The following is a 10,208-nucleotide window of genomic DNA, read 5'->3' on the forward strand; positions in this document are numbered from 1 at the left end:
GATGCGCGCGGCACGGGTCCTGCTGTCCGCTTTTGTCGCGCTCTGCCTTGCATTTACTGCGGCGGCAGCCCTCGACCGGGCCATCATCGGCGAGACGGACCGCGCGCTGCAGCAGCTGCGCATCGACCTCGACGGCTCGGGCATGCAGCTGCGGCGGCCCAACCTCAGCGACAAGGAGCTCGCCAACCTTAAGGTCACACTCGAGAAAATTCGCACCACCGCGGCGGACCGCTCGATCAGACTGCTGGCCCCGCTGGGGGAGGTGACGCAGCAGCTGAACTCGCTGGGCGCCGCACCCGCCGCCGGTCAGAAGGAGGATGACGGCGTCGCCCAGTCGCGCGCCGACCTGACAGCAACGCGCGACAAACTGCAGAGCCTCAAGGCGCAGCTCGACGTCGTCACGGTCGAGGCCGAGCAGCTGTCGAAGTCGGTTTCGACCATGCAGCGCGACCAGTTCTTCGGCCGCATCTTCGACCGCACCCGGTCCGTCTTCAACCCGCAGCTCTGGTATGACCTGGTGGCTGGCGTGGGCGTGCTGTCCGCCGGCCTGTCGCTGATGCTGCGCAACTGGTGGGCGGACGTATCGCAGACGGCGCAGCCGCTGGGGCTGCTGCTGATTCCGGTGTTCATCATGGCCTGCGCATTTGCCTTCCGGCTTCTCAACCGGTTCTTCGCGCGCTGGCTGACCGGCTATTCCGCCTCGGGCCGCCCCATCGACAACATGACCCGGCTGTGGATCATTCTCCGCGCCCTGATGGTGGCATTCGCGGCGCTGGCGATCCTCTTCTTCCCGATCCGCCTCGCGCTGGAGACGAGCGGCTATTTCACCGACGCGACGCCGCGCATGGTGATGCTGTGGGAGGCGCTGCGCGACACGGCCTTCACCACCATCTTCTATTACGTGCTCGGCCGGCGCGTGGCGGCCCCCGGCCGCCCCGAAATCCGCATCGTCGACATGGACGAACGGTCGGCCCGGCAGTTCGCCTGGCTGGTGGGCCTCACGGCCTTCGCCGCCACCTTTAATAAACAGCTTGGCCAGCTCTCGGCCGGCATGTACTTGAGCCTCAACTACACGCAGGGACAGTCGGCGCTGGGCGCGATCACGCTTCTGGTGCTTGCCAGCCTCATGCTGCTGGCGCTGCGCAAGCAGCCGGGCCTTCCGGAGCAGGACAAGCGGCGCTTCTATTTCGGCTGGGCCGCCAGGCTGGCGCCCCTCGTGTGGACGCTGATCTTCGCCGGCTTCGCGGCGCTGGCTACGGGTTACCTGGCGCTCGGCGACTATATCGCGCATCAGATCGTGCGCACCGCCATGGTGGTAACGCTGGTGTTCCTCGTCTACCACCTGCTCGACGCCATGGTGCAGGCGAGCTTCGATCCGCAGTCGAACTTCGGCGCCTTCCTGCGCCGCATCACGGGGCTCGGCGAACGCGCCATCGAGCGGCTGGGCCTGATGTTCCGCACCATCGTCGATCTCGTGCTGGTGATCGCCGGCGTGCCCACCCTGTTGCTGCTGTGGACGCTGAACTGGGTGGACCTGCGGGGCCTTCTCACCACCCTGTCCCTTGGCATCACCATTGGCGACGTTACCATCCTGCCGGGCACGCTCGCCATCATGCTGGCGATCCTGGTTCTCGGCATCATCGCCACCAAGCTGTTCAACAGCTGGCTCGACCACCGCATCCTGTCGGACACGCGGATCAAGAAGGGCGTGCAGGATTCGATCCTCACGGGATCGGGCTACATCGGATACTTCCTCGCGGGCGTCTTCGCGCTCAGCGCGGCGGGCGTCGATTTCTCGAGCCTCGCCATCATCGCCGGCGCGCTGGGCCTCGGCATCGGTCTCGGCCTGCAGTCGATCATCAACAATTTCGTATCGGGCGTCATCTTGCTGGCTGAGCGGCCGATCCGCGTGGGCGACTGGGTGTCGCTGCCGGAGGGCGAGGGCATCGTGAGGCGCATCAATGTGCGCTCGACCGAGATCGAGACCTTCGATTCCTGCTCGATCATTCTACCGAACTCGGCTCTCGTTACGGAACCTGTGAAGAACTGGACCCACAATGACGACATGGGCCGCTTCTCGATCGACGTGGTGGTCGACTACGACACAGACGCCGAAGTGATGAAGAAACTGCTGCTCGAGGTCGCCAGCGCCCACCCCAAGGTGCTGAAGCACCCGGCCCCCGTGGTTATGCTCACCAGCTTCGGCAAGAACGGTCTCGAATTCGTGGTCAGAGCCTTCGTGGCCGACGTCCTGACAGGCTCACAGGTCGCAAGCGACATCCGCTTCGCGCTGTTGTCGCAGTTCCGCGAAAGGGGCATAACCATTGCACAGGCCGTGCCGGTGGTGCAGGCCGCCAAATGACGGACGCCATGGACGCCGGAGAAAACAAGGCTCATCCGCAAAGCGGGCTCGACTTTCTGCGCGCGCTGCTGCGGGACTGGCATGGCTCGGCCATGGCCGAAGCCATGAATTTCCGCCTCATTGCGGTCGACGACGGCACGGCGACCTTCGAGGCCTTCCCCTCGCCCAAGTACTACAACCCGCAAATGCGCCTTCATGGCGGCTATGCGGCAACGCTGATCGATTCTGCCACCGGCTGCGCGGTGCAGACCAAGCTGCCCGCCGGCATTGGCTATGGCACCATCGAACTCAAAGTGAACTACGTCGGCAAGATCGACGCTTCAGTGCCGCGCCTCATTTGCACCGGCACGGTGATCCACGCCGGCCGCACCTTGCTGACGGCCGATGCGCGGCTCACCGATGACAACGGCAAACTCTATGCCCACGGCTCGGGCACATTCCTGGTGTATCCAAAGCAATGACCCCCAACAGCATCGTTTCGACCAACAAAGTCTCCTTCGGTAACGCGCTGCCGATCGCGCTCATCGCCGGTCCCTGCCAGATGGAGAGCCGCGAGCATGCCTTCATGATGGCCGGGCGCCTCAGGGAGATCTGCGGGCGCCTGGGCATCGGGCTGGTCTACAAATCGAGCTTCGACAAGGCCAACCGCACGAGCCTCAAGGGCCAGCGCGGCCTGGGGCTGGAGAAGTCGCTTGCCGTCTTCGCCGACATCCGCAAAGAGCTGGGCCTGCCCGTGCTGACCGACGTGCATGAGAGAGCTCAGTGCGCCGAGGTGGCGAGCGTAGTCGATGTGCTGCAGATTCCCGCCTTCCTCTGCCGCCAAACCGACCTTCTCATCGCGGCGGCCAAGACGGGCCGCATTGTAAACGTGAAGAAGGGCCAGTTCCTCGCCCCGTGGGACATGAAGAACGTGCTGGCCAAGATCGTGGACAGCGGCAATCCCAACGTGCTCCTCACCGAGCGCGGCGTGTCCTTCGGCTACAACACTTTGGTCTCCGACATGCGCTCGCTGCCGGTCATGGCGGAGATGGGCGCGCCGGTGATCTTCGATGCAACACATTCCGTGCAACAGCCGGGAGGCCAGGGCGCCTCGTCAGGCGGCGAGCGCAGTATGGTGCCGGTGCTGGCGCGCGCCGCCGTGGCGGTGGGTGTCGCCGGCGTCTTCATCGAAACTCACCAGGACCCGGATAATGCGCCTTCGGATGGGCCCAACATGGTGCCCATCGGCCAGCTGGAGGCGTTGCTGCGGACGCTGATGGCGCTGGACAAGGTGGTGAAGGCGGCGTGAGGCCATGATCCCTCCCGTAACCGTCTTGCAAACGCCATTGGCCCCCGCCATAACCGCCCTCTGATTTGCGCACATCAAGGGACAAGGCCATGACCACCATCATCGACATCACCGCCCGCGAAGTCCTCGACAGCCGCGGTAACCCGACGGTGGAGGTGGATGTGGTGCTGGAAGACGGCTCCATCGGCCGGGCCGCGGTTCCCTCGGGCGCCTCGACGGGTGCGCACGAGGCGGTGGAACTGCGCGACGGCGACAAGGCGCGCTACTTCGGCAAGGGCGTCACCAAGGCGGTGGCCGCGGTCAACGGCGAGATCTTCGATGCTCTGGCCGGCATGGAGGCCGAGGACCAGATCGCCATAGACCAGGCGATGATCGAGCTCGACGGCACGCCTAACAAGGCGCGCCTTGGCGCCAACGCCATCCTCGGCGTGTCGCTCGGCGTGGCCAAGGCTGCGGCGGAGGCGGCCGGCCTGCCGCTCTACCGTTACGTCGGCGGCGCGGCCTCGCGCGTTCTTCCCGTTCCGATGATGAATATCATCAATGGCGGTGTCCACGCTGACAACCCGATCGACTTTCAGGAATTCATGATCATGCCGGTGGGCGCGGACAGCTTCCGCGAGGGCCTGCGCATGGGCGCCGAAATCTTCCACACACTGAAAGGTGCCCTTAAGAAGGCCGGCCACAACACCAATGTCGGCGACGAGGGCGGCTTCGCGCCCAACCTGCCGTCGGCGGAGGGGGCTCTGGACTTCGTCATGAAGGCTGTGGAGCAGGCCGGCTACAAGCCCGGCAAGGACGTCTACCTGGCGCTCGACTGCGCGGCGACCGAGTTCTTCAAGAACGGTGTTTATGACTATGAGGGCGAGGGCAAGAAGCGCTCGATCACGGAGCAGGCGGAATATCTCGCCAGGCTCGCCAGGGCCTATCCGATCTTCTCGATCGAGGACGGCATGGCGGAGGACGACTGGGACGGCTGGAAGCAGGTGACCGATCTCATCGGCAAGACGCACCAGCTGGTGGGTGACGATCTCTTCGTCACCAACACCAAGCGCCTGAAGAAGGGTATTTCCGGGGGAATCGCCAATTCGATACTTGTCAAGGTGAACCAGATCGGCTCGCTCACCGAAACGCTCGAGGCCGTCGAGATGGCGCACAAGGCGGGCTATTCCGCCGTCATGTCGCACCGTTCGGGCGAAACCGAGGACTCGACGATTGCAGACCTTGCTGTTGCCACAAACTGCGGTCAGATCAAGACCGGATCGCTGGCGCGTTCGGACCGGCTGGCCAAATACAATCAACTTCTTCGCATCGAAGAGGAACTGGGATCGCAGGCGGCATATGCGGGACGGAGCATCCTCAAAGCCTAGTTCGGTGAAGCTCACCAATTTCCAGATCGTGGTTTCGAGCCTGGCGGCCGTGGCCAGCGTTGGCCTCGCCGCCTATCAAACCTTCGCGCCCCGCGAGGCGGCGCAGCCGCCGGTGAATGTGGTGGTGACGGTCGATCCGCAAAAGGCCGATGCGATCGTCCCCGACGAGACGATTGCGAAAACCGGTTCCCCGGCGCTGAAGACTGAAACCATGGACCTTGCCGAGGGGGCGAGTTTTACCGCCGCGCTGAAGGATGGCAGCGATTCACGCTACGCCTTCGCCACCCTGTTCGACGCGCAGGACGACACCTTCCTGGCCATCAATCCGCCGGATACCGAAATCAACGTGCTCGTGCTGTTCAAGGGCGATACGGCGCATCAGGTCACGGCGCTTGAATACACGCCACCTTCCGGCGTGAACCCGGCTTCGATGGCCAAGGCCGTCGACGTGATGGTGCTGCCGGAAGGCGAGCTTGGCGCCTCGGGGCGCCCGGTGATGAGTTTCGGCCTGCCACAATCGGGTGAAGCCCGCACGTTCGCCTTTCCCAGCGGCGAGGCCGGTAAGGGCCTTTGGTTGCGCGTCGCCGGCGCGCCCGGCGTGTCGAAGAGCTATGTCGGCGATTTCCGGATCCTGAGCGAGCAGGTGGCGCCTTAAGCCTTCGAACTCCTGACCGCGAAGATGCCCGCCGCGATGATGATAACGGTGCCCACCACCGTGGTCCACTTCGGCACTTCCGCGAAGAACAGGAAGCCCCACAGCGGCACCCACAGCATGCCGGTGTATTCGAACACCGTGACGAGATTGGCCCGCGCCAGACGGTAGGCATGGGTCAGCAGCGTCATGCCCAGCGCCGCGATGAGGCCGCACAGGCCCATGAGGAAGAGATCGCGCGGGTCCGGCACGGCCCAGGGCCTGACCAGGAATTCGAGGCTCGGATGCGCCGCTTGGGCGATGCCGAGCAGGTGGAAAAGGAGCGCCACGCCCGCCGCGGCGACCATGTAGACGGCGTTGACATAGAAGGCCATGACGGTGGTGGGCTCGTCCGCGCTGTAGCGCCGCGCCAGCACCATCGAAAGGGCATAGGCCGCGGCGCTGAAAAGGCTCAGCAGGGCTGCGGGTTCGAACAGACCGGTGCCGGGGCGCAGGATGATGAGCACGCCGATGAAGCCGGCAATCACCGCGGCCCACGCTTTCAGCGTCACCTTCTCGCGCAGGAAGATCGCTGCGAGGATGGTGACGAAGATCGGCGAGGTGAAGAAGAGCGCCACGGCCTCCGCCAGCGGCAGCACCGGGAAGGCCATGTAATAGGTGGTGTAGGAGGTGAGGAGGATCAGCCCGCGCGCCACCAGCAGCTTCCAGTTCCTGGTGCGCAGCGCCCCCGGACCCTTCTCGGCCCATACCATGGCGAAAAGGATGGGAAGTCCCACGATGGAGCGCAGCACGATGGCCAGCGTGACCGCATGGCTGCCGCTCAGCCCCTTCAGGATCGCATCCTGGGTGGAGAACACCAGCACGCCGGCGCAGAGCGAGACAACGCCGATCAGGTTGCGGTTCATGCCGGGGGACGACTGATTCATGCGCTCAGCTTGGCGGGCAGAGGGGGCGGCTGCCAGCCAAGGCGCGGCATTTCAGGTCTGCTTGCGGCGTATGGCGCTATTCCGCGGCGGTGGCGAGCGGGGGCCTTCGGTCTTCATGCCCTGCGTTCCCTCGAAAAGATGTAGAGTCCGGATCCGATGATAAGCGCGGCCCCGGCCCACGTCCACAGGTCCGGCCAGTCGCCCCAGATCACGAAGCCGAAGAGTGTAGCCCACACCAGAGAGGAGTAGGAGAAGGGCGCTACAACGGAAGCGGGTGCCGAACGGAAGGCGCGGATCAGGAACAGGTGCCCGAGGCCGCCGGCAACGCCGGTGCCGGCCAGCAGCAACCAGTCGAAAGCCGTGGGCCAGGACCAGAACCACGGCACCAGGAAACTGGTGACCACCGCGCCGGCCGTCGCGGTGTAGAGGAGCGAGGTGAGCGGATCGTCGCCGCGCACCCGGCGTGTCAGGATCTGGTAATTGGCGTTGAGCGCCGCGGCGACCAGCAGGAAGATGACGCCGATGCCATGGGCACCCAGATCCTCCTGCCAGGGCCTCACCACGATCACGGCGCCGATGAAGCCAAGAAGCACGCCCATCCAGCGCTGCAGCCCCACCTTCTCGCCCAGCAGCGGAATGGCCAGCACGGTCACCAGCACCGGGTTCAGGAACATGATGGTGGTGGCGGTGGCCAGCGGCACGGTGCGAATGCCGGCGTTGAACATGCCGGTCGTCGACATCAGGAACACCGAGCGCAGGAGTTGCTGCTTCGGGTGGCAGCTGATGGCAAGCTGGCCGATGCGCGGCCCGCAGGCCACGATTGCGACCACCGTGGCGAAGAAGAACCGGGCCCAGGTGACCTGCACCAGCGAATAGGTCTCCATCAGATATTTCATCATCGTGTCGAGCGCGATGAAGCAGAACATGGTGGCCAGCATCCACAGGATGCCGCGCGTCCTGTTCTCCTTGAGGTCGGGCGCCATCAGAACTCCAGCGGCACGCCTGCTTTCGCGGCTGCGCCGGCCAGTTCGGCATAGAGGCCGTCAGGCAGTGGAATGCCCTCCGCCTCGCGCTTGCGGTAGCACTCCCACTCGGGGCCACCCGCGGCATAGGTTCCGGGCTGGGCCTTGAAGCGGTCGATATAGGTCTGGACGCCCTGTCCGAAGGCCTCGAGGGTCATGTAGAGGGTTGGGTCGATGGCCATGACGAAATGGCCGACTTTGGTGTCGCCCAGCGCCAGCCCGTCCTGATCGGAGGACAGCCGCATGCCGGTAAGCATGCCGCCCAGCACCTCTGTGAGGCCCGCGAGGCCAGCGCCCTTGTAACCGAATGCCGGTCCGCCCACCGGGGCGAGCGCCCGCGCGGCATTGGGATCCGTGACGAAGGCACCCCGTTCGTCGACGGCAACTCCCTCAGGCAATTCAATATCTTCGGTACGATACCTCAGAACCTTGTTCCACGGCACGGCGCTTGTCGCCATGTCAAGCAGAAAGGGGTCGCCGCCGGGGTTGGGTGCGGCGAGCGAAATCGGGCTCGTTCCGTGGATCGGCTTCGAGCCGCCATGCGGCACCACGAAGGCGCCGGAGTTGCAGCTGGCGAAGCCAATAAAGCCCGCATCCGCCGCCGCCAGCGTGTAGGCCCCGGCCGCGCCGAAATGGGTGGAGTTGATGACGCTGGCCATGCCGATGCCGCAGTCCCTGGCGATGGCGCAGGCTTCGTCCATGGCGCGGTACATGGCGATGTGGCCAAGCCCGTCATCGGCATCGACCAGCGCCACGGCGCGGCGCGGGTGGGTAACAGTGACGTTGGGTTTGGGCTTGGCGATGCCGTTCCTCAGGCAGTCGGCGTACCACGGCAGGAGGCGGATGCCGTGGCTGTCCACGCCGTGCAGCGAGGCATGGAGCATGGCCCAGGTGGCGGCTTCTGCCGAAGCCTCATCCGCGCCGGCTGACCTCAGCACGGCGAGCGAGAAGGGCGCCAGCCCGGCAACCGTAGCGGTCCGGCCCATCAGGCGATCTTGCCGCCGAGCTCGTCCTCGATGTGGACGCGGATAATGTCCTCGAAGCTGTTCTCGGCCTGGAAGCCCAGTTCACAGCCGCGCTTTGCCTCGAAATTCCGGGGCCAGCCGGCGACGATCTTCATGATTGTCTCGTTGGGCTCGCGTTTGATGCGGGCCACCACCTTGTCGCCCGCCACTTTCCGGAGCGCTTCGATCTGTTCGCCCACCGTGCAGGAAACGCCGGGCAGCGTGATGTTGCGCCGTGCGCCCAAGGCACCGGTGTCCATGGTCGCGGCATGGATCAGGAAGCCGGCGGCAGCGCGGGGGGAGGCGTGCCAGTGCCGCACGTCCTCCGGCACAGGGAGCACCGCTTCCTGCCCCGCCAGCGGTTCGCGGATGATGTTGGAGAAAAAGCCGGACGCCGCCAGGTTGGGCTTGCCCGGGCGCACGCAGATCGTCGGGAATCGAAGGCCCACGCCGTCGAAGAAGCCGCGGCGCGAATAATCCGCCAGCAGCAATTCGCAGATCGTCTTCTGCGTGCCGTAGCTGGTGAGCGGGGTGTTGAAGAACTCGTCCGGGATCGCCTCGGGGAAGGGCGCGCCGAACACGGCGATCGAGGATGTGAAGATGAGTTTCGGCTTGTAGCCCTGGTCCGCCTTGCGGATCGCCTCGAACAGATAGCGCGTGCCGTCGAGATTGATGCGGTAGCCCTTCTCGAAATCGGCCTCCGCCTCGCCCGACACAATTGCCGCGAGATGGAAGATCGTGTCCGGCTTCAGCGCCACAAGCTTCTCCGCCTCGCCCGGCGTCGAAAGGTCGCCGATCAGCGTCTCGATAGGGAAGGCGGAGGCAGGCGGCGGAGGCGGCAGCACAACGTCATGCCGGATAATCTTGGAGATTGCCGCATCGCCCAACGCGCCGTCCTTGGCCAGCCGGTTGATCAATTTGACGCCAACCATGCCGCCGCCGCCGATGACCAGAATATTCATGTCATTCCTCCTGAGTATCGCGAGATTGGCGGAGTCCCGGCGGGGGAACAAGGGCTCGCCGGGCGGGGTGAGGATGCGGCAAGGGCATGGCGGCATGCCGCGCAGCGCCCTCATCCGGCCTGCCGGGCACCGTCTTGCTTCCATCCCTAGGCGAAGCAGGGCTATCGCATATGGGTTAGTGCGTTGATAAGGCGGTCATTGTCCCAGTTGCAAGGCTTGATGCGCTGGCTGTTTCGGCGCTTTGGGTTGTCGCTGGCGGTTTGCAGGATGTTTCGTGCGATCCGCTTGATGAAGGCGGTGTTTGCCGGGGCATTGTCCTTGCGGGCTCTTGAGGCGTCCTCGAAGAGACGGACCGAGCATCCATTGGAGATTGCTCTCGATCTTCCAATGCGCCCTGACTCCGGCGAGGCCTTCACCTGGGCTGAACAGGCGCGAACTGAGATATTTGCGCACCAGAGGTTTGGCCGTGCCGGTTGACATTTAATGGCCCACGAAGCGTTCGCCGAATAGGACGGCGAACTGGACCCGCGCCTCGTTCCACTCCCGCGGCGCCCGTTTCCAGTCCGCTGCGGCGTGATTGAGAACGAGATAGATCAGGTTCATCGCCGCGTCATCCGTTGGAAAA

General features: G+C 64.9%; 9 protein-coding genes and 1 pseudogene. 5 read left to right on the forward strand and 5 right to left on the reverse strand.

The genetic code is table 11. The features are described 5' to 3' along the window. Nucleotide 1 precedes the first annotated feature (1 nt). The 5 genes from IOC82_RS16490 to IOC82_RS16510 all read left to right on the forward strand — a co-directional run bounded on the left by IOC82_RS16490 (nt 2) and on the right by IOC82_RS16510 (nt 5,672). Nucleotides 2-2,362 carry a DUF3772 domain-containing protein gene (locus IOC82_RS16490; protein ID WP_290547294.1) on the forward strand — a complete coding sequence of 787 codons (2,361 nt, stop codon included), beginning with the start codon at nt 2-4 and terminating at the stop codon, nt 2,360-2,362. 8 nt (nt 2,363-2,370) lie between these two features. Beyond that, on the forward strand, nt 2,371-2,823 hold the full coding sequence (locus tag IOC82_RS16495; RefSeq protein WP_290547295.1) for a PaaI family thioesterase: 453 nt from the start codon (nt 2,371-2,373) through the stop codon (nt 2,821-2,823). Then, the gene (gene kdsA / locus IOC82_RS16500) at nt 2,820-3,650 is read left to right on the forward strand and encodes a 3-deoxy-8-phosphooctulonate synthase (RefSeq protein WP_290547296.1); all 831 of its coding nucleotides are present in this window, start codon (nt 2,820-2,822) and stop codon (nt 3,648-3,650) included. The genes IOC82_RS16495 and kdsA overlap by 4 nt, the downstream gene beginning before the upstream one ends. An 89-nt stretch (nt 3,651-3,739) precedes the next feature. After that, the gene (gene eno / locus IOC82_RS16505; protein WP_290547297.1) at nt 3,740-5,017 is read left to right on the forward strand and encodes a phosphopyruvate hydratase; all 1,278 of its coding nucleotides are present in this window, start codon (nt 3,740-3,742) and stop codon (nt 5,015-5,017) included. A 4-nt stretch (nt 5,018-5,021) separates the two neighbouring features. After that, nucleotides 5,022-5,672 carry a hypothetical protein gene (locus IOC82_RS16510; RefSeq protein ID WP_290547298.1) on the forward strand — a complete coding sequence of 217 codons (651 nt, stop codon included), beginning with the start codon at nt 5,022-5,024 and terminating at the stop codon, nt 5,670-5,672. Here IOC82_RS16510 and IOC82_RS16515 read toward each other — a convergent pair. From IOC82_RS16515 to IOC82_RS16535, 5 genes and pseudogenes are all read right to left on the reverse strand, one after another. After that, nucleotides 5,669-6,595, reverse strand: coding sequence for a DMT family transporter (locus IOC82_RS16515; RefSeq protein WP_290547299.1), 927 nt, complete (start codon nt 6,593-6,595; stop codon nt 5,669-5,671). The genes IOC82_RS16510 and IOC82_RS16515 overlap by 4 nt on opposite strands. Nucleotides 6,596-6,708: 113 nt before the next feature. Further along, nucleotides 6,709-7,578, reverse strand: a complete 870-nt coding sequence (locus IOC82_RS16520) for a DMT family transporter (RefSeq protein ID WP_290547300.1) — start codon at nt 7,576-7,578, stop codon at nt 6,709-6,711. After that, nucleotides 7,578-8,603, reverse strand: a complete 1,026-nt coding sequence (locus tag IOC82_RS16525; RefSeq protein ID WP_290547301.1) for an Ldh family oxidoreductase — start codon at nt 8,601-8,603, stop codon at nt 7,578-7,580. Before IOC82_RS16525 ends, IOC82_RS16520 begins: the two co-directional genes overlap by 1 nt. Further along, nucleotides 8,603-9,583, reverse strand: a complete 981-nt coding sequence (gene denD, locus IOC82_RS16530; RefSeq protein ID WP_290547302.1) for a D-erythronate dehydrogenase — start codon at nt 9,581-9,583, stop codon at nt 8,603-8,605. Before denD ends, IOC82_RS16525 begins: the two co-directional genes overlap by 1 nt. A 480-nt stretch (nt 9,584-10,063) precedes the next feature. Then, nucleotides 10,064-10,208: pseudogene (locus tag IOC82_RS16535) on the reverse strand (IS256 family transposase); the annotation flags it as partial.

The sequence above is a fragment of the Aestuariivirga sp. genome (assembly GCF_020252395.1).
In the GTDB taxonomy this organism is placed as follows: Bacteria; Pseudomonadota; Alphaproteobacteria; order Rhizobiales; family Aestuariivirgaceae; genus Aestuariivirga.

Excerpts from the sequence above, each read along its gene's own strand:
- IOC82_RS16490 (WP_290547294.1), top strand. The coding sequence starts at position 2 with ATGCGCGCGGCACGGGTCCTGCTGTCCGCTTTTGTCGCGCTCTGCCTT.
- IOC82_RS16495 (WP_290547295.1), top strand. The coding sequence starts at position 2,371 with ATGGACGCCGGAGAAAACAAGGCTCATCCGCAAAGCGGGCTCGACTTT.
- kdsA (WP_290547296.1), top strand. The coding sequence starts at position 2,820 with ATGACCCCCAACAGCATCGTTTCGACCAACAAAGTCTCCTTCGGTAAC.
- eno (WP_290547297.1), top strand. The coding sequence starts at position 3,740 with ATGACCACCATCATCGACATCACCGCCCGCGAAGTCCTCGACAGCCGC.
- IOC82_RS16515 (WP_290547299.1), bottom strand. The coding sequence starts at position 6,595 with ATGAATCAGTCGTCCCCCGGCATGAACCGCAACCTGATCGGCGTTGTC.
- IOC82_RS16520 (WP_290547300.1), bottom strand. The coding sequence starts at position 7,578 with ATGGCGCCCGACCTCAAGGAGAACAGGACGCGCGGCATCCTGTGGATG.
- IOC82_RS16525 (WP_290547301.1), bottom strand. The coding sequence starts at position 8,603 with ATGGGCCGGACCGCTACGGTTGCCGGGCTGGCGCCCTTCTCGCTCGCC.
- denD (WP_290547302.1), bottom strand. The coding sequence starts at position 9,583 with ATGAATATTCTGGTCATCGGCGGCGGCGGCATGGTTGGCGTCAAATTG.